This is a genomic window from Bradyrhizobium sp., assembly GCF_035935975.1.
GTDB lineage: Bacteria > Pseudomonadota > Alphaproteobacteria > Rhizobiales > Xanthobacteraceae > Bradyrhizobium.
The window spans coordinates 1-17,594 of sequence record NZ_DASYWN010000007.1; the positions used below are offsets into that span (position 1 = coordinate 1).

Below are 17,594 nucleotides of genomic sequence, written 5' to 3' on the forward strand. Positions count from 1 at the left end.
GCTCTTCGCGGTTCGATTCTGTTTTGTTCTCGATCCGATTCCGCAGCTTGTATGCGTCGCGTAGGTGCAATGCTGAACCAAGCCACGGAAGAGACTCGGGAATTTCCATATGCGATAGCCCTACCGCTTGCGGGGAGAGGCCGGAATTTGCGAGAGCAAGTTCCGGGTGAGGGAGAGTGGTCCCTACCTCATTCCTGCGCGCCGAAACCCTTCGAGATAATGTTCGCGATCCTCCGCCCGCAGCATCGGCAGCTCGCGGGTGAGCCAGGTCAGGGAGATGCCGGGCTGGGTGCGGAGCAGGCCTCGCAGCGCCGACGCCGCGAGCTGAGCATCGCCCGACATGCCCGCGGCGGCGGTCAGCACGCGATGCGCACCGACGAAATCAGCGCGTTGCCGCATCGACTCCCGCGCCATCTGGATCGATGCCTGGTAATTGCGGCCGATGAACTGTGCATAGGCCGCGACGCCGCAATAGATTGCCGCGAGCGGATCGCGCGGGCTCAGCCGCAGCGCGCGGCGCGCGGCGGCATCGCCGTCCTGCCATCGCCCCGCGTAGCACAGCGTGACGCCGTAGAAGGCGTGTGCCATCGCAAAGTTGGGATTGAGCCTCAAGGCCAGCTCGAACTCCGCCAATGCGTCGTCGAAGCGGCGGCGGAACAGATACGTATAGGCGAGGCCGTGATGGGCCCAGGCGTCCTCGCGATCGGCTTCCACCGCCGCATGCGCCGCGCGTTCGGCGACCGGCACAGTCGCGGCCATGTCGGCCCAGCCCATATGCGCGCCGAAGATATGGCTGGTCGCGAGCAGGCCCAGGGCCTTGCCGTAAGCGGGATCGATCGCGACCGCCTTTGCGAGCAGTTCCTGCGCCGCCGCATTGTCCTCGCGGGTGATGCGCCAGTAATGCGACAGGGCGCGCATCACGAGGTCCCAGGCGTCGAGACTGCCCGGCGGCTTCTGCTGGGCGCGAAAGCTCTCGGCGGCATAGAGCTGCGGCTCGATGGCGGCGACGATCGCCTCGGTGATCTCGTCCTGCACGGCAAAGATGTCGGCAAGCTCGCGGTCGTAACGCTCGGCCCAGAGATGACTGCCGGTCGAGACGTCGTTGAGCTGGGCCGAGATGCGCAGGCGATCGCCGCTCCGCCGCACGCTGCCTTCGAGCACGTAGCGGACACCGAGCTCGCGCGCGACCTCGTGGATATGCACGGCGCGCCCCTTGTAGATGAAGGAGGAGTTGCGCGCGACGACGAAGAACCAGCGTAGTTTCGACAGCGCGGTGATGATGTCCTCGCTGATGCCGTCGGAGAAATAGTCCTGCTCGCGGTCGCCGCTCATATTGGTGAAGGGCAGCACGGCGATCGCGGGGCGGTCGGGCAGCGCGAGCATCGTCTGCGGAACCCGTATCCCGCGGCCCGGCTCCTGCGCGATCGCGGCGAGCTTGGTCTCGACATCTCCGACGAAGCGAAAGCCTTTGCGTGCGATGGTGCGGATCAGCGTCTGGCTCGCGCCATTGTCGCCGATCGCCTTGCGCGCCGCGTTGATCCGGCTGGTCAGGGTGGATTCGGAGACGCTGCGACCGTGCCAGATCTTGTCGATCAGCTCGTCCTTGCTGACTACCCGGTCACGGTTCTCCATCAGATGGACGACGAGGTCGAACACCTGCGGTTCCACGGAAACGGGAACCTGCTCGCGGCTCAGCTCGCGCCGGTCAGTGTCGAGAAGGTGATCCCGGAACAGAAACTGCACGTCGAAAACTCAGACCTCACGGCGACATCAGGCAATGAAGAAATCAAAATGGATTCCGACTGAAGTCTGTGAGTCCGCTGAACAGGCGGGCTGGTTCACCACGTTCTCGTGATGGCAGCCATGCGGTTTTCGAAGGGGAATACAACTCGAATTAGAATGTGGCGGGCTTTGGTCGGATTGTCGCGGGCGCGATGACGTGCCCGCGACTGGGAGCAAGGATTGTAGCCCGGATGAGCGCAGCGATATCCGGGACCAGTCGTCGCGACGCCCCGGATCTCGCTGCGCTCATCCGGGCTACGAGACTACGCGATCAGAATCACTACGGGCAGGGATGGCGCCTGCCGTCGTTGCCGAGGTACATGCCGGTGTTCGGGTTGTAGGACTTGTAGCGCTGCATGCAGTACTGCAGGTCGCCTTCCGGCGGCGGTCCATAGGCGACGGGCGGTGGCGGGTAGCCCGGTCCGTAATAATAGGGCGAGCCGTAATAATAGGGTGCAGCAACCGCGCCGCCGATGATCGCGCCGGCCGCGAGGCCGCCGACGAACGCGCCGCCGCCCCAGCCCCAGCCGCGGTGCCCGTACCAGCGCACCTGTTCGACCTGGCCCGGATCAGCGCGCGTCATCGCCAATGGCTGCCCGATCGGCGCCGCCGACGCCGCTGTCAGTGTTGTCGTCGACAGGCCTGCAAGCACACAAGCGCCAGCAACGAAGCGAAACGATTTCAGCATTCTGGTCTCCTCGTCACGCGGCGGTCTCGCGCCGCGCTTCAGTGATAGGGCAACTGCGGAAGCGCACTGAATTAAAGTTTGGACAGGATGGTGGTGATGCTTGTGCGGCGCCACGTAGCCCGGATGAGCGAAGCGATATCCGAGGCAATTGGTCCCGCATGTCGCTTCGCTCATGCGGGTTACGAACGATCACGCGCACATCGAACATGTGACGAACGATGAATGTTCATTGCCGAACGCTGCGGCCTGCGTAAGCTGTCCTCCACAGAGAACGACAGCCACGAAGAAACGCTCATGCCCGCTTTTCACGCCTCGACCACCGTGCTCGACTCCATGCTGTTCCGCGACGCCTTCGGCACCCCCGCGATGCGCGCGGTGTTTTCCGATGTCGCGCTGGTCGGCCGCTACGCCGAGGTCGAGGTGGCGCTGGCGAAGGCGGAGGCAAAATGCGGCGTGATCCCGCAGGACGCTGCGGACCAGATCGCGGCGCGGACCGACGTCGCCGCGCTCGATTTCGATCTGCTGCGGCAGGAGACCGACATCGTCGGCTATCCGATCCTTCCTTTGGTGCATCAGATGGTGAAGCAATGCGGCGAGGCCGGCCGCTACGTGCACTGGGGTGCGACCACGCAGGACATCATGGACACCGCCGTGGTGCTGCAACTGCGCGCGGCGCTCGAGATCGTCGGGCGCGACATCGCCGAGTTGCGCAAGATCCTCGCCGATCTCTCGAGACGCTATCGCGATACGCCGATGGCGGGGCGCACCCATCTCCAGCAGGCGCTGCCGGTGACGTTCGGCTACAAGACCGCGATCTGGCTCGCGATGTTCGACCGCCACGCCGAGCGTCTTGAGCAGCTGAAGCCGCGCGTCCTGGTCGGCCAGTTCGCCGGCGCCGCCGGAACGCTGGCCTCGCTCGGCGACAAGGGCTTTGCGGTGCAGGAGGCCCTCTGCGCCGAGCTGAAGCTCGGCGTTCCCGCCTCGACCTGGCACGTCGCGCGCGACGGCTTTGCGGAAACCGTGAACTTCCTCGCGCTCGTCACCGGCTCGCTCGGCAAGATCGCACTCGACATTATGATCATGGCCTCGACCGAGTTCGCCGAGGTCTACGAGCCCTTCGTCAAGGGGCGCGGGGCCTCCTCGACCATGCCGCAGAAGCGCAACCCGATCTCCTCGGAACTGATGCTCGCAGCAAGCAAGGCGGTGCGCCAGCATGCCGGCCTGATGCTGGACGCCATGGTGCAGGATTTCGAGCGTGCCACCGGTCCCTGGCATGCCGAATGGATGGCCATCCCGGAGAGTTTCGTGCTGACCGCAGGCGCCCTGCACCAGGCGAAGTTCGCGCTCGCGGGCCTGATCGTGGACGAGGCGAAGATGAACGACAATCTCGCCATGAGCCGCGGCCTGATCGTGGCCGAAGCGGTCATGATGGGGCTGGCGCCGCAGATCGGGCGACAGGAGGCCCATGACGTCGTCTACGATTCCTGCCGGCTCGCCAATGAGAAGGGGTTGACGCTGGCGGATGCGCTCTCGTCCGACAGCCGCATCTCGAGCCGCATCGACCGCGCCACAATCGAGGCGCTCACCTTACCGAAAAATTACCTCGGCCTCGCGCCCGCCATGGTCGACCGGGTGCTGAAATCGGCAACGCGTTGAAAACCAAAATGCGTGAAACTGCGTATCTTTCGACAGCTCCCGGGCGCTCGCATACTTGTGTCCCGCGATGCTAGGCTTAGATTGAACCACAGACTTTCGGCAGAGGACCCGGCATGACCGATCAAGGCATCACCTCCACTCCCATCGATCCCGCGAAACTCGACCGGCTGGCCGAGGTGGCGGTGAAGGTGGGCCTGGGCTTGCGGCCGGGACAGGATCTGCTCTTGACGGCGCCGGCGATCGCACTGCCGCTGGTGCGGCGGATCGCCGTGCATGCCTACAAGGCCGGCGCCGGTATCGTCACTCCGATCCTGTCGGACGAGGAGATGACGCTGGCGCGCTACCGCCACGGCCAGGACAACAGTTTCGATCGCGCCGCGAACTGGCTCTACGAGGGCATGGCCAAGGCGTTCTCCGACAATACCGCGCGGCTCGCCATCGTCGGCGACAATCCGATGCTGCTGTCCGGCGAAGATCCTTCCAAGGTCGCGCGTGCCAGCAAGGCCAATTCGATGGCCTATCAGCCGGCGCTGGAAAAGATCGTCAATTTCGACACCAACTGGAACATCATCGCCTATCCGAGCCCGTCCTGGGCCAAGCAGGTGTTCCCCAACGATCCCGAGGACGTTGCCGTCGGCAAGCTCGCGGACGCGATCTTCGCGGCGTCCCGTGTCGATCGCGAGGACGCGATGGCCAATTGGGCGAACCACAATGCGGTGCTGCGCGAGCGCACCAACTGGCTCAACGGCCAGCGTTTCCGCGCGCTCCAGTACAATGGACCGGGGGTCGACCTCACCATTGGACTTGCCGACGGCCATGAATGGGAAGGCGGCGCCTCGCTGTCCAAGAACGGCATCAGTTGCAATGCCAACATCCCGACCGAAGAAGTCTTCACCACACCACACTGCCGGCGGGTCTATGGCCATGTCGTGAGCTCGAAGCCGCTGTCCTATCAGGGCACGCTGATCGACAACATCGCGGTGCGCTTCGAGGACGGCAAGATCGTCGACGCAAAGGCCTCGCGCGGCGCGGAGGTGCTCAACAAGGTGCTCGACACCGATGAAGGCGCGCGCCGGCTCGGCGAGGTGGCGCTGGTGCCGCATTCCTCGCCGATCTCGCAGAGCGGCCTGTTGTTCTACAACACGCTGTTCGACGAGAACGCGGCCTCGCACATCGCGCTCGGCCAGTGCTACTCGAAATGCTTCGTCAACGGTGCGCAGCTCACCCCGCAGCAGATCGCGGCGCAGGGTGGCAATCAAAGCCTGATCCATATCGACTGGATGATCGGCTCGGCCGAGACCGACATCGACGGCATTCTGGCCGACGGCAGCAAGGTGCCGGTGTTCCGCAAGGGTGAGTGGGCGAAGTAACCCTTCTCCTCACGCCGCCGCGCTGCGTAGCATCTTGTTGTTGTCGATGCTGAAGCGGTTGAACAGCGTCGTGAACGGGCTGCCATCGGTGGCCCGCACGATGGCGTCGGACGCCGCCACCGCCTCGTAAAGTTCAGCGACGGGATCGTCTGGCACGGGCAGGCCGAGCGCGCTGCGGATCTCCTCGCGAGCCTCGTTGACTTCGTCCTCATCCTCGAGCGTGGCCTCCAGCGCATCCGCCGCGCGCCGCATCTCCGCGAGATCGCCGCCGGCGGAGAATTTGAGGACGTCCAGCCAGTAGGGGTGGGCGACGACGAGCTGGATGAATGCCTCGAAATTTCCAGCGATGATGCCTGCGCGGCCCTCCGATGAGACGTAGAGCACATTCTGCGACGGCAACAGCACGAAGGCGCCGCCGGAGCCGTCGCTGCCGATCTGCCGCGGGTCGTCGATGCCGTCGATGGTGAACCAGGGCTCTTCGTCCGGCGCGAAGGAGATTTCGAAGCCGCCGAGCCAGGCGACGACTTCGCCGTTGGCTGTCAGAACCTCTGGGGTGAGGGGCATCGGCTGGTTCCTTTCCGGTATTCTCGCGCACTTTGTCGCACCCCGGAAAAGAAGGGTTCATGTGCGCGGATTCGCAGGGAAATCGGGACGTTAACCGCTTCGCACCTGCAACTTGCGGCTGATTGTCGGGGCCTGCGTAAGAAAGAATTAAAAACCGGCTACTAGCGTTCCAACATCTTTCGAAACAATCCGGGCCGAGACCCGGCCAGTCATATTATATCCCTTGGGGAAGCAGATGTCGCGCGCATTGATTGAAATCGGTAGTTGCAACGTGGATCTTGAGCTGCGGCCGATCGAGCCGTCCTGGATCATCGAGGGTAATCCGATTTCGCGCTCGCACATCCTGTCCACCAGCGACGACGGCACCGCGTCAACGATCATCTGGCACTGCACCGAAGGCCGCTTCAACTGGTACTACGACATCGACGAGACGATCATGATCATGGAAGGATCGATCGTACTCGAGAGCGATGGCATGCCGCCGAAGCGCTACGGCCCCGGCGACGTCATCTTCTTCCGCGACGGCGCGCATGCCAAATGGCATGTCGAAGGCTACGTCAAGAAGATCGCCTTCTGCCGCAAGACCAACCCCGTGATGATCGGTTTCCTGATCCGCGTCGTCAACAAGCTCAAGCGGATGTTCGTCCCCGCCGGCGAGCGTCGTCCCGCCTCGTTGCTGGGTGCGGGCTAGCTACAAAGTTTCAAGAACGCTTCCCAGCGGCCACGACGGAAGAGGGGCCGGGACCAACATCCCGGCCCCTCTTCTCGTCATGACGGCAGATCGAGCCGGTAGAACTCGGTCGCGGTCTGCGAGAACAGCGCGGTCTTCTCGGCCTCGCTCAGGGGCGTGGCGATGCGCTTGAAGGCGTTGAAGATCACCTGATAGCTGCACTGACCCTTGTCCGGCGGGAAATTGCTCTCGAACATCGCCCGCTTGGGCCCAAAGGCTTCGATGCAGGTCTCGACATAGGGCCGCCACGCTGCAGCAAGCTCCTCGGATGACGGCGGCCTGGGCCGCAGATGGAAGTCATAGCCCAGCAGGCACATCGCGAGCCCGCCGAGCTTCACGACGACGTTCTCGCATTTCGCGATCTCCAGGATCGACGCGCGCCACTGCGGAAACGCCTCTTCGCGCCGTCCGGCAAACCGGCCGACGCCGGCCGGGCCGCCGCAATGGTCGAGCACGATTCTGGTATCGGGGAAGGCGCGCGCGAGCTCGGTCAGCTCGCCGATCTGCGGATGGAACAGCCAGGCATCGAAGCTGAGGTTGAGCGGTGCAAGGCAGGCAAAGCCCTTGCGGAAGGTCGGATCCCGCAGCAATTCCTTCGGCCGGTTCGCATACATGCCGGCGACGACAGGGTCCTGGTCCCAGGCCGAGGAATGCCGGATGCCGCGGAAGCGGCCATTGCCGGCGGCGATCTCCGCCTCGAGCACCGGTTTTGCGGCATCGCCCAGCAGCAGATTGGCGTGACTGACGATGCCGGCGCAGATCGCGGCCTTGCCGTAGCCGCCGCTCGCGCTCATCGCTGCGACGCCGTTCGCGAACTCGACCTCGCCGACGGGCCGGAATGCCTCGGGCCCGTGCGCGCGATACATCGAGCGGCAGTCGACATAGACCGTGGCGATGATGTTGTGACCGGAGGCGATGTCGGCAGCCATCTCCTCGATCAGATAGCGCTGCCCGCGATTCCAGAGATGGTGATGGGGATCGACGATCGGCCGCGCGGGATCGATGATCTCCTCCTGATATTGCACGAGCCAGTCCTCGCGCGGCTCGACGAATAGCCCGCTGGTATTGGCAGGCAGACCGCTTGCAGCCATCGACGTTCGCTCCCTTGATGTTTTTTGTGATTGGGAGCCTAACACCTCGTCTCGTCACGCAGCAGCGCGCGCTGCGCAACCGCACCTGTCATTGCGAGCACAGCGGCGCTGTCGTCAACCCTTCCGCCGCTTCGCCCTCACGTCGACCACGAGCCGCCAATCGGCTGCGCCGGCTGGTTTGACTTCCCCGAGCCAGTGGAAAGAATCGCCTGTGATTTCAACGAAGCTCCAACGCGTCAGCTCGCCGGACTCCGTCGTGCCCTCCTGCACGATGTCCTCGCCGTGCGCGCGGCCAATCTGTTGCCGGAACACGCAGCGCGCGGGATCGAACCAGGAAATCCGCCACGCGGAAATGGAGGGGTCATAGACCCGCAGCGTGGTGCCGTACCAATTGCCGGCGATCGGGAAGGCCGGACTGCCGGCCGGGCGCGGAATGATCCAGACGTCCTGCACGGCGCGACCTTCCAGCACCCAGCCGAAATGGATCTCGCCGGGCGCGATGTGTTTCGTTCCGTCTGTGCCGTGGGCCGTGATCTCGGCATCCCAATCGCCGACGAAGCGGCCGTAGAGCTGGAGCGCCGCCACGTGCTCCGGGTTCGGTCCATCCGCATGCAGCAATCTCGCAAAATCGGTCATGTCGATCTCCTCTCGCGGGGAGATCAGCATGGCCGTCCGACCGCCGGCTTGGAGAAAGTTGCGCCTCAGACGCCGTCGAGGATGATCACCGTCGGTTTCGCCGGCAGCATATCACGCGACATGCGCAGGAAGCGCTCACGGCGCTGGTCGATCTCGAACTGCTGACCGATCAGGTGCATGAATTCGTCGAGCGGGGTGGCGAAGCGGTGCATCGGCAGCACCACCGAGGCGCGCAGCCGTTTGGTGATCTCGGAGACGCCGTTGAGCGACATCGTATAGGTGCCGTCGATCGGCACCATCACGATGTCCAGCCGTCCGATCTGCGCGAAATGGCTGTCGTCGAGCTTGTGATGGAGGTGGCCGAGATGGCCGATGCAGAGGCCCGCGACCTCGAAGATGAAGATGGAGTTGCCGTCGCGGATCATGTCGCTGCCGGAATCGTCGCCGAAATAGCGGCGGATGTCGGTGGTGACGTTGCGGATGAAGGTGTCGCCGATCCGTTCCGACACGATGGCCGGCTTGCCGTCCTCGCTCCAGCCATGCAGCACATGGGGAATGCGCTTGTCGGGATACAAAGAATAGTGGGTGCTGTGCGCCCGGTTCATGGTGACGACGTCGGGCAGCCGTCCCACCTGATAGGCGCCGCTATAATCGGTCGCGATGCGCAAACCCCCCGGCGTGTCGATGAAATAAGTGGAATGGCCGGCATAGGTGATCTCGACCTCGTTGGCCGCCGCGGCCTGCCGGAACGCGACCGGCATCGCGCGGGGCGCGGCATTGGCCATCGCCAGGCATTCGCTGCGCTGAGGCTGCTGCTGGGCGAGGGCAGGGGTGAGGAATGCGCCGAACAGCGCCAGAGCCGCCGAAACCAGTCGCCGCATGAATCCGTTCCCGTTGACGCCCAAGGGGAAGTCTAGCGTGCAATGCAGCGTGAGGCCAACAGCTGGCAATCAACAGCGCGTCAGTGTCGCACCCTCATGCCGGCATTATTCACGTCTTCCTATTCACGCCTGGGGCTGAATTTCCAGGTGATGGCGACGAGGCCGGCTGTGATCAGGCCGCTGATGAGGCCGGCGATGGGCAGGGTCAGCACCAGCGCGGCGCTGGCGGCCCAGCCGATCGAGGAGAAGGCTTCGGCAAAGGTCGCAAGCCGCGAGGAGGTCTGGCGGCGGCGGAATTGGTTGCGCCGGGCCTGGACGCGGAACCAGAGCTGGATGGCGGTGGCGCAGGCCGCGCTGATGATGATCGCGCCGGCGCTGACCGCGGCCTGGAGCGGCGAGGCCAAGGCGAGGGCGGCGAGCAGCGGGCAGAAGATGACGACGATCGCGATCAGCACCACCTCGATCTTGGCGCGGGTGACGCTGGATGGGGTCAGCGGTGCGGTCGCGACCAGATCCGGGGCATCCTCGCCGGAGATCGTCAGCCAGGCGAGCCCGCCCGCGAGCTGTCCCGCCGCCATCACGATGACGGGCGTGATCAATGTTACCGCTGCGGAGCTGTCGGCAAAGCTGCGCCAGAGCAGGAGCGCCGGCGGCACCAGATAGAGCAACTGCATCAGGGTCTGCGAGATCAGCCAGGGATCGCGCCAGAGCAGCATGAATTCCTTGCGCCGCAACGCCTGCTGCCGCGAGCCGCCGCGGAACGGACGTTCCTTGGTGCGTTTGCTGCCTGACTTGCCGTAGGCGGCGGCATCGATCGCGGTGTCGGCGAAGCGGCCGGAGAAGATCGCCATCACGCTGCCGAGCAGCACGAGCCCGAGCGCCAGCAGGAGCAACAGCGCTTCGCTGTCGCCCATGGTCGCCCGCGCGGGCCACCACCAGATGCTGTCGACATCGGGCGCGTAGGCGGCAAGGCTTCCCGAGGTCAGGATGGTGAAGCGCGACAGCGTTCCGTAGGACATGATCGCGGCGACCTGGAGCGCGATCACGAAGCCTGCGCCGATGATCGCGGCGAGGATCTGGGCGACAAAGCGCGTACGCGCCGGCCCGATCAGGCGGAACAGGAGAATCGTGACCGCAATCGCGATTGCCGCCGCGGACAGGCCCATCGCGATGACGACGCCGAACGCTGCCAACCAGCGCGCGCCGCCGCCGAACACCAGCACGTCGATGAAGGGCGTCGAGAACAGCAGCGCCATCACGGTGACGGTGAGCGCGATCGCGGCGATGCGCACCGAGAACAGATTGGCGAGCCGCGCCGGCGAGGACATGATCAGGTCGAGATCGGCGCGGGCGTAGAACACCCGCGTCACCGATTCGATCGCCTGCGACAGCATCAGCGTCCAGGCGAGGAAGATCGTCGCAGAGATCACGATCAGCGAGGATTTGTCGAGCGGCAGTTGCAGGTCGGCGAAGCGGCCGATCACCGCCCAGGCCGGCACATGCAGCAGCGCCGCAAAGAACAGCAGGCCGATCACGGCCGCGCGCGCCCGCTTGCGCCGTCCGCCCGTCATCATGGCGAACCATTCGCGCCAGGCGAGCCGGAGCTCGTGCCGCGCAAACCAGGACAGCGCGGTCGCCGAGCTCATGCCGCTTCCTGCAGCGTCACCAGTGCGATGAAGAGATCTTCGAGGCTGGTGTCGGCATGACCGTTCTGCTGGCGCAGCTCGGTCAGCGTGCCTTCGGCCACGAGGCGGCCGGAGGCGATCACGCCGATGCGGTCGGCCATGCGTTCGGCGACCTCGAGAATGTGCGTGGTCATGATGATGGTGCAGCCGGCCTGAACGCGCTCGCTCAGCAGCCCCTTCACATGGCGGGCGGAGACGGCATCGAGGCCCGTCAGCGGTTCATCGAGAATGATGAGGCGGGGATCGTGCACCAGCGCACCGGCCAGCGCCACCTTCTGGCGCATGCCCTTGGAAAAGCCTTCGCAGCGCTCGTGCCGGTGCGGCGCGAGCCCGAGCGAGGCGAGCAGTTCCTGCGCGACCGGTTCCGAGACCGATGGCGCGATGCCCCAGAGGCCGGCGACGAATTCGAGATACTCCAGAGGGGTCAGCTTGTCATAAATCATGGGCTCGTCGGACACCCACGCCATCACCTGCTTGGCGGCAACGGGATCTTTCAGCGCATCGATGCCGAAGATCGAGACCGCTCCGGCATCGGGGCGCAACAGGCCCGCAACCATGCGCAAAGTGGTGGTCTTGCCGGCACCGTTGGGGCCAACCAGCGCATAGAATTCGCCGGCATGAATGGTGAGATCGAGGCTGTCGACCGCCAGGCGGTCAAAACGCTTCGTTAACCCTCGGACTTCCAGCGCCGAGCTGTCCGGCTTCATGACGGCCATACCATGCGGTTTTGCATCGCCCGCGACCATGACCCGAAGATGTTTCGGCACCGTGAATCGCGCTGCCGCAAATTCCGGCATGCACCTTGGACTAAAGGCAAGTCACCGTTTGTTGACAGCGCGCAGGCGTTCAGGCTGAATTGGCAACGGGACAAATGGCGCTAACGCGGCGGAATGACTGCGTAGCGACTGGACACAAGATGCGACAAGGCGGTCGAAGAACCGCCGGTTGCATCGGGAGGAAGCGCGGCGATGCTGGATTTCGTTCAGCAGCTTGTCAGCGGTGTTGCGCTCGGCTGCGTCTACGGCCTGATCGCGCTCGGCTTCGTGCTCGTCTACAAGGCCACCGAGGTCGTCAATTTCGCCCAGGGCGATTTGATGATGCTGGGCGGCTTCTTCGCCTTCACCTTCATCGGCATGATGGGACTGAACTACTGGATCGGGTTTGCCGGTGCAGTGGCCGCCATGGCGCTGTTCGGCATGCTGGCGGAGCGCGTGGTGGTGCGGCCGATCCTCGGCTATCCGCAATTCTCCATCATCATGGCCACGATCGGCCTCGGCTATTTCCTGCGCTCCGTTGCCGGCATGGTCTGGGGCACCGACGACTTCAAGATCGACACGCCGTTCAGCCAGGGCGTGCTGCGCATCGGCTCACTGGTGCTCGCCCATGACAAGCTCTCGGTGATCGCGGCAACGATCATCCTCTGCACGTTGCTCTGGCTGTTCTTCAACAAGACCACGCTCGGCACCGCGATGCGTGCGAGCTCCGAGAACATGCTGGCGGCCTATTACATGGGCATTCCCGTCAAGCGCGTGGTGTCGATCGTCTGGGCGATCAGCGCGGCGGTCGCGACCTGCGCCGGCGTGCTGCTGGCGCCGATCACCTTCATCCACTCCAATGTCGGCCTCGTGCTCGGCCTCAAGGCATTTCCCGCCGCCGTGCTTGGCGGCTTCGGTTCGATCCCCGGTGCCGTCGTCGGCGGCGTCCTGATCGGGGTGATCGAGAGTATGGCCGGCTTCTACCTCGCCGAGGGCTGGAAGGACGTCGCACCTTACCTCGTGCTGCTCGCCGTGCTCTTGCTCAAGCCCGAGGGCCTGTTCGGCCTTCACGTCCGCAAGAAGGTCTGAACGCCATGCGGTTCCTGTTCAAGACCGACTATGAGGACGACATCCGGCTCTTCCCACATTCGGGCTATTTCGTCTCCTACGGCATCCTGTTCGCGCTGCTGCTGATCGCGCCTTACGTGCTCTCCAGCTATCTGATGAGCCAGCTCGTCTTCGTCTGCATCTATGCGACGGTCGGCGTGGCGCTGATGATTTTGACGGGATTCACCGGGCAGGCGTCGCTCGGACATGCCGCATTCCTGGCGATCGGCGCCTACACCGCGGCGTATTTGCAGAAATACAACGTGCCGTTCCCGGTCTACTTCCTGGCCGCGGGTGTCCTGACCGGCTGCATCGGCGCACTGGTCGGCTTTCCTGCGCTGCGACTGCAGGGCATCTATCTCGTCATCGCCACCATCTCCTTCGCTTTCATCGTCGAGGAGATCCTGGCGCGCTGGGAGAGTGTGACCAACGGCAACGAGGGCATGCGGATCAAGGCGCTGTCACTGCTCGGCGTCACGGTCCCGCGCGACAGCCCGACCTTCTATTTTCTCTGCCTTGCCGTGCTGGTGCTGACCATCGTCGGCACGCTCAATCTGCTGCGCTCTCCGACCGGCCGCGCCTTCGTCGCGATCCGGGACAGCGAGACCGCGGCGCGCAGCATGGGCGTCAATGTCGCGCTCTACAAGGTGAAGTCGTTCGCGATCTCGGCGGCGATCACCGGCTTTGCCGGCGTGCTGTTCGCGCACAAGCTCTCCTTCATCTCGCCTGAGATGTTCACGCTGCAGCTCTCGATCGAGTTCATCATCGTGATCCTGATCGGCGGCACCTTCAGCCTGCACGGCGCGGTGCTCGGCGCGATCTTCATCGTGATGATCGATCCGTTCCTGACTTACCTGAAGGATGACATGCCCGGCATCATCGCCGGCATTGCCGCAACCTTCGGTGCCGGCCCGGCGACCGCGGGCAACGTCCAGTCCAAGGTCGCGGCCTTCGCCTCGCTCAACGGACTGAAGGGCGCCATCTACGGCATCATCATCGTGCTGTTCGTGCTGTTCGAGCCGCTCGGGCTCTACGGCCGCTGGCTGAAGATCAAGCTCTTCTTCCAGCTCTTCCCGCTCTACAAGCGCGCCACCTTCAAGCGGCAGAAGATCTACGTGAAGTCGGAGCGGAACCGATGAGCTATTTCCGCGCCGAGAACCTGTCGCTGCACTTCGGAGGCCTGAGGGCGGTCGACGCGGTGTCGTTCGCGGTCGAGCGCGGCGAAATCCTTTCGATCATCGGTCCCAACGGCGCCGGCAAGAGCTCGATCTTCAACCTGATCTCGCGGATCTACCGGCCGACCTCGGGCCGCATCTTCTTCGAGGACCAGGATATCACCGAGCAGCCGCCCTACGACATCGCAAGGCTCGGCATCGCCCGCACCTTCCAGAACATCGAGCTGTTCGAGAATGCGACCGTGCTGTCGAATCTGCTGGTCGGCCGCCACCGCCATTCGACCACCCAGCTCTGGCAGGAGTTGTTGTTCCTGCCGAGCGTGCGCGCCAACGAGAAGGTGCACCGCCGCCGGGTCGAGCAGGTCATCGAGTTCCTCGATCTCGAGCCCTATCGCGACAAGCTCATCTCCGGCCTGCCTTACGGTGTCCGCAAGGTGATCGAGCTCGCGCGTGCGCTCTGCTCGGAGCCGAAGCTGATCCTGCTCGACGAGCCGTCATCGGGACTGAATGTCGAGGAGACCGACGACATGTCGTTCTGGATCCGCGACCTCAAGAACGAGCTCGGCGTGACCGTGCTGATGGTCGAGCACGACATGTCGCTGGTCAACCGCGTCTCCGATCGTGTCATCGCGCTGAACTACGGGCGGGTGCTGGCGATGGGCTCGCCGGCGGAGGTGCAACAGCACCCCGACGTCGTCGCCGCGTATCTGGGAGCCTGATGCGATGGATACCGCGGTCACTCCAGACATCATCCTGAAACTCTCGAACATCGAGAGCTATTACGGGCCGATCATGGCGATCCGCGGCATCTCGCTGGAGGTGCCGCGCGGCCGTATCGTCACGCTGCTGGGCGCCAACGGTGCCGGCAAGACCACGGTGCTGAAGACGATCTCGGGCATTCTCGATCCGCAGAAGGGTGCGATCGAGTTCCTGGGCAAGCCGATCCAGCGCATGGAGGCGGACCGGATCGTGCGGCTCGGCCTCAGCCACGTGCCGGAGGGGCGTGAGGTGTTCCCGTTCCTCTCGGTGCGCGAGAACCTGATGATGGGCGCCTATCCGCGCAGGGATCGCGACGGCGTCGCGGAGGACCTGGAGCGCGTCTACGGCTATTTCCCGCGGCTGAAGGAGCGCATCGACCAGCCGGCCGGCCAGCTCTCGGGCGGCGAGCAGCAGATGCTCGCGATCGGCCGCGCGCTGATGAACCGCCCGCTGCTGCTGCTGCTCGACGAGCCCTCGCTCGGCCTGTCGCCGCTGCTGGTGAAGGAGATCTTCACGATCATCCGCCGCGTCAACGAGGAGCAGGGCATGTCGATCCTGCTGGTCGAGCAGAATGCCAAGGTGGCGCTGGAGACGGCGCATTATGGCTATGTGCTCGAGATCGGCCGCATCGTGATGAACGACACCTGCGAACGCTTGATGCATTCCCAGGACATCCAGGAATTCTACCTTGGCGCCAAGGAACAGGGCGCGCGAGGCGAGCGGCGCTGGAAAAAGAAGAAGACTTGGCGTTAGGGAAAGATTTCGCGGTAAAATGGGGCTACCCATCCGCAACAACAGACCGCCGGCAAGGCAGGCAGCGGAGGGAATAGGCGACAAGGAGGAGACGCGCATGGCTCGACCGGCGGTGCTGACGGTCGCTGATACGATCGCGAAGAGCTTTCTGCGCGCCGCGGAGACGCGGGGCGACAGGCCGGCGATCCGCGAGAAGAAGTTCGGCATCTGGCAGCCGACCAGCTGGCGCGAATGGCTCGCGATCTCGCAGGAGATCGCCTACGCGCTTCACGCGATCGGCTTCGCTCCGGGCGACGTCGCCTCCATCATCGCCAACGCCGTGCCCGAATGGGTCCATGCCGACATGGGCATCTTGTGCGCCGGGGGCGTCTCATCCGGCATCTATCCGACCGATTCGTCGAGCCAGGTCGAATATCTCCTCAACGATTCCCGGACGACAGTGATCTTCGCCGAGGACGAGGAGCAACTCGACAAGATCCTCGCCTGCCGCTGCCGCTGTCCTTTGTTGCGGAAGATCATCGTGTTCGACATGGAGGGCCTCAGCGGCTTCTCCGACGACATGGTGATGTCGCTCGACGAATTCCACGCGCTCGGGCGCAACCACATGGCCGGGCGTGAAGCGCTGTGGCAGGAGATGATCGACAGCCGCAGCACCGGCGATCTCGCCGTGCTCGTCTACACCTCGGGCACGACGGGCCCGCCGAAGGGCGCGATGCATGCCAATCGCAGCGTCACGCACCAGATGCGGCACGCCAACGACTTCATTCCGGCGCAGGAAGACGAGGACAGGCTGATCTTCCTGCCGCTCTGCCACGTCGCCGAGCGTATCGGCGGCTACTACATCTCGGTCGCGCTTGGCTCGGTGATGAATTTTGCCGAGAGCCCGGAGACGGTGCCGGACAATCTGCGCGAGGTGCAGCCGACCATCTTCCTCGCGGTCCCCCGCATCTGGGAAAAGTTCTATTCCGCCATCACCATCGCGCTGAAGGATGCAACCCCGCTCCAGCAATGGGTCTATCGCCGCGCCATCGACATCGGTTATCGCATGGTCGATTGCCGGATCGAGGGCCGGGCGCCGTCACTGTCGCTGCGCATCGCCAACTCCATCGCCTATCGACTCGCGTTCCGCAACATCCGCCGCATGATCGGGCTCGACCGCTGCCGCATCGCCTTCACCGGCGCCGCGCCGATCGCGCCGGAATTGATCCGCTGGTATCTCGCGCTCGGCATCGACATGCACGAGGTCTACGGCCAGACCGAGAATTGCGGCGTCGCGACCATGATGCCGGCGGAGCGCATCAAGCTCGGCTCGGTAGGCACCGCCGTGTCCTGGGGCGAGGTCGCGCTGTCGCCGGACGGCGAGATCCTGATCAGGGGCGACTTCCTGTTCATGGGCTATCTGAACCAGCCGGAGAAGACCGCCGAGACCATCGACCCTTGGGGCTGGCTGCACACCGGCGACGTCGGCACCATCGACAACGAGGGCTTTGTCCGCATCACCGACCGGATGAAGGACATCATCATCACCTCAGGCGGCAAGAACGTGACGCCGTCGGAGATCGAGAACCAGCTCAAATTCTCGCCCTACATTTCCGATGCCGTCGTGATCGGCGACAAGCGGCCATACCTGACCTGCCTCGTCATGATCGACCAGGAGAATGTCGAGAAGTTCGCCCAGGACCACGACATCCCCTTCACCAATTATGCGAGCCTGTGCCGTGCAAGGGAGATCCAGGACCTGATCTGGCGCGAGATCGAAGGCGTCAATACCAATTTCGCGCGCGTCGAGACCGTCAAGCGGTTCTATCTGATCGAGCGGCAGCTCACCCCGGAGGACGAGGAGCTGACGCCGACCATGAAGCTGAAGCGCAACTTCGTGAACAAGCGCTATGCCGCCGAGATCGACGCGATGTATCGCGAGCGCGCGGTGGCGTGAATCATTTTGTTCGAAAAAGCGAAGGA

The 17,594-nt window shown here is 64.3% G+C and carries 17 protein-coding genes; 9 read left to right on the forward strand and 8 right to left on the reverse strand.

The features are described 5' to 3' along the window. Window positions 1-183: 183 nt before the first annotated feature. A complete protein-coding gene (locus tag VGR99_RS01870) occupies window positions 184-1,632 on the reverse strand; it encodes a winged helix-turn-helix domain-containing protein (RefSeq protein WP_326896840.1) in 1,449 nt (482 codons plus the stop codon). A 3-nt stretch (window positions 1,633-1,635) separates the two neighbouring features. Between VGR99_RS01870 and VGR99_RS01875 the strand changes: the two genes are divergently transcribed. Then, complete coding sequence (locus VGR99_RS01875; protein ID WP_326896601.1) at window positions 1,636-1,806, forward strand: hypothetical protein; 171 nt, start codon at window positions 1,636-1,638, stop codon at window positions 1,804-1,806. Between the two features lie 256 nt (window positions 1,807-2,062). On the opposite strand, the gene VGR99_RS01880 is transcribed toward VGR99_RS01875, so the two are convergent. Beyond that, the gene (locus VGR99_RS01880; protein WP_326896602.1) at window positions 2,063-2,470 is read right to left on the reverse strand and encodes a BA14K family protein; all 408 of its coding nucleotides are present in this window, start codon (window positions 2,468-2,470) and stop codon (window positions 2,063-2,065) included. Between the two features lie 294 nt (window positions 2,471-2,764). Between VGR99_RS01880 and pcaB the strand changes: the two genes are divergently transcribed. Together pcaB and VGR99_RS01890 are read left to right on the forward strand one after the other, a co-directional pair. Next, window positions 2,765-4,126, forward strand: coding sequence for a 3-carboxy-cis,cis-muconate cycloisomerase (gene pcaB, locus VGR99_RS01885; protein ID WP_326896603.1), 1,362 nt, complete (start codon window positions 2,765-2,767; stop codon window positions 4,124-4,126). A 113-nt stretch (window positions 4,127-4,239) separates the two neighbouring features. Then, window positions 4,240-5,496 (forward strand): aminopeptidase, encoded by a 1,257-nt coding sequence (locus tag VGR99_RS01890; RefSeq protein ID WP_326896604.1) that lies wholly within the window; start codon window positions 4,240-4,242, stop codon window positions 5,494-5,496. A 9-nt stretch (window positions 5,497-5,505) separates the two neighbouring features. On the opposite strand, the gene VGR99_RS01895 is transcribed toward VGR99_RS01890, so the two are convergent. Further along, a complete protein-coding gene (locus VGR99_RS01895; RefSeq protein WP_326896605.1) occupies window positions 5,506-6,060 on the reverse strand; it encodes a hypothetical protein in 555 nt (184 codons plus the stop codon). A 235-nt stretch (window positions 6,061-6,295) separates the two neighbouring features. Here VGR99_RS01895 and VGR99_RS01900 point away from each other — a divergent pair, with 235 nt between their 5' ends. Beyond that, entirely contained in the window at window positions 6,296-6,751 is a 456-nt protein-coding gene (locus VGR99_RS01900; protein WP_326896606.1) for a cupin domain-containing protein, read from the forward strand. A gap of 77 nt (window positions 6,752-6,828) precedes the next feature. On the opposite strand, the gene VGR99_RS01905 is transcribed toward VGR99_RS01900, so the two are convergent. The 5 genes from VGR99_RS01905 to VGR99_RS01925 form a co-directional block, all read right to left on the reverse strand. After that, complete coding sequence (locus VGR99_RS01905; RefSeq protein ID WP_326896607.1) at window positions 6,829-7,881, reverse strand: amidohydrolase family protein; 1,053 nt, start codon at window positions 7,879-7,881, stop codon at window positions 6,829-6,831. 114 nt (window positions 7,882-7,995) lie between these two features. After that, a complete protein-coding gene (locus VGR99_RS01910) occupies window positions 7,996-8,517 on the reverse strand; it encodes a hypothetical protein (protein WP_326896608.1) in 522 nt (173 codons plus the stop codon). A gap of 65 nt (window positions 8,518-8,582) precedes the next feature. Next, window positions 8,583-9,398, reverse strand: coding sequence for an MBL fold metallo-hydrolase (locus VGR99_RS01915; protein WP_326896609.1), 816 nt, complete (start codon window positions 9,396-9,398; stop codon window positions 8,583-8,585). A gap of 119 nt (window positions 9,399-9,517) precedes the next feature. Then, window positions 9,518-11,044 (reverse strand): permease, encoded by a 1,527-nt coding sequence (locus VGR99_RS01920; protein ID WP_326896610.1) that lies wholly within the window; start codon window positions 11,042-11,044, stop codon window positions 9,518-9,520. After that, window positions 11,041-11,790, reverse strand: coding sequence for an ABC transporter ATP-binding protein (locus VGR99_RS01925; RefSeq protein WP_326896611.1), 750 nt, complete (start codon window positions 11,788-11,790; stop codon window positions 11,041-11,043). The genes VGR99_RS01920 and VGR99_RS01925 overlap by 4 nt, the downstream gene beginning before the upstream one ends. A gap of 261 nt (window positions 11,791-12,051) precedes the next feature. Between VGR99_RS01925 and VGR99_RS01930 the strand changes: the two genes are divergently transcribed. From VGR99_RS01930 to VGR99_RS01950, 5 genes are all read left to right on the forward strand, one after another. Then, complete coding sequence (locus tag VGR99_RS01930; protein ID WP_326896612.1) at window positions 12,052-12,927, forward strand: branched-chain amino acid ABC transporter permease; 876 nt, start codon at window positions 12,052-12,054, stop codon at window positions 12,925-12,927. Window positions 12,928-12,932: 5 nt separating this feature from the next. Beyond that, entirely contained in the window at window positions 12,933-14,084 is a 1,152-nt protein-coding gene (locus VGR99_RS01935; protein ID WP_326896613.1) for a branched-chain amino acid ABC transporter permease, read from the forward strand. Continuing rightward, complete coding sequence (locus VGR99_RS01940) at window positions 14,081-14,839, forward strand: ABC transporter ATP-binding protein (RefSeq protein WP_326896614.1); 759 nt, start codon at window positions 14,081-14,083, stop codon at window positions 14,837-14,839. The genes VGR99_RS01935 and VGR99_RS01940 overlap by 4 nt, the downstream gene beginning before the upstream one ends. Before the next feature lie 4 nt (window positions 14,840-14,843). Further along, window positions 14,844-15,632, forward strand: a complete 789-nt coding sequence (locus tag VGR99_RS01945; RefSeq protein WP_326896615.1) for an ABC transporter ATP-binding protein — start codon at window positions 14,844-14,846, stop codon at window positions 15,630-15,632. A 97-nt stretch (window positions 15,633-15,729) separates the two neighbouring features. After that, on the forward strand, window positions 15,730-17,568 hold the full coding sequence (locus VGR99_RS01950) for an AMP-dependent synthetase/ligase (RefSeq protein WP_326896616.1): 1,839 nt from the start codon (window positions 15,730-15,732) through the stop codon (window positions 17,566-17,568). Window positions 17,569-17,594: the final 26 nt, after the last annotated feature.

Coding starts and splice junctions, on each gene's coding strand:
- VGR99_RS01870 (WP_326896840.1), bottom strand. CDS start 1,632: ATGGAGAACCGTGACCGGGTAGTCAGCAAGGACGAGCTGATCGACAAG.
- VGR99_RS01875 (WP_326896601.1), top strand. CDS start 1,636: ATGGACGACGAGGTCGAACACCTGCGGTTCCACGGAAACGGGAACCTG.
- VGR99_RS01880 (WP_326896602.1), bottom strand. CDS start 2,470: ATGCTGAAATCGTTTCGCTTCGTTGCTGGCGCTTGTGTGCTTGCAGGC.
- pcaB (WP_326896603.1), top strand. CDS start 2,765: ATGCCCGCTTTTCACGCCTCGACCACCGTGCTCGACTCCATGCTGTTC.
- VGR99_RS01890 (WP_326896604.1), top strand. CDS start 4,240: ATGACCGATCAAGGCATCACCTCCACTCCCATCGATCCCGCGAAACTC.
- VGR99_RS01895 (WP_326896605.1), bottom strand. CDS start 6,060: ATGCCCCTCACCCCAGAGGTTCTGACAGCCAACGGCGAAGTCGTCGCC.
- VGR99_RS01900 (WP_326896606.1), top strand. CDS start 6,296: ATGTCGCGCGCATTGATTGAAATCGGTAGTTGCAACGTGGATCTTGAG.
- VGR99_RS01905 (WP_326896607.1), bottom strand. CDS start 7,881: ATGGCTGCAAGCGGTCTGCCTGCCAATACCAGCGGGCTATTCGTCGAG.
- VGR99_RS01910 (WP_326896608.1), bottom strand. CDS start 8,517: ATGACCGATTTTGCGAGATTGCTGCATGCGGATGGACCGAACCCGGAG.
- VGR99_RS01915 (WP_326896609.1), bottom strand. CDS start 9,398: ATGCGGCGACTGGTTTCGGCGGCTCTGGCGCTGTTCGGCGCATTCCTC.
- VGR99_RS01920 (WP_326896610.1), bottom strand. CDS start 11,044: ATGAGCTCGGCGACCGCGCTGTCCTGGTTTGCGCGGCACGAGCTCCGG.
- VGR99_RS01925 (WP_326896611.1), bottom strand. CDS start 11,790: ATGAAGCCGGACAGCTCGGCGCTGGAAGTCCGAGGGTTAACGAAGCGT.
- VGR99_RS01930 (WP_326896612.1), top strand. CDS start 12,052: ATGCTGGATTTCGTTCAGCAGCTTGTCAGCGGTGTTGCGCTCGGCTGC.
- VGR99_RS01935 (WP_326896613.1), top strand. CDS start 12,933: ATGCGGTTCCTGTTCAAGACCGACTATGAGGACGACATCCGGCTCTTC.
- VGR99_RS01940 (WP_326896614.1), top strand. CDS start 14,081: ATGAGCTATTTCCGCGCCGAGAACCTGTCGCTGCACTTCGGAGGCCTG.
- VGR99_RS01945 (WP_326896615.1), top strand. CDS start 14,844: ATGGATACCGCGGTCACTCCAGACATCATCCTGAAACTCTCGAACATC.
- VGR99_RS01950 (WP_326896616.1), top strand. CDS start 15,730: ATGGCTCGACCGGCGGTGCTGACGGTCGCTGATACGATCGCGAAGAGC.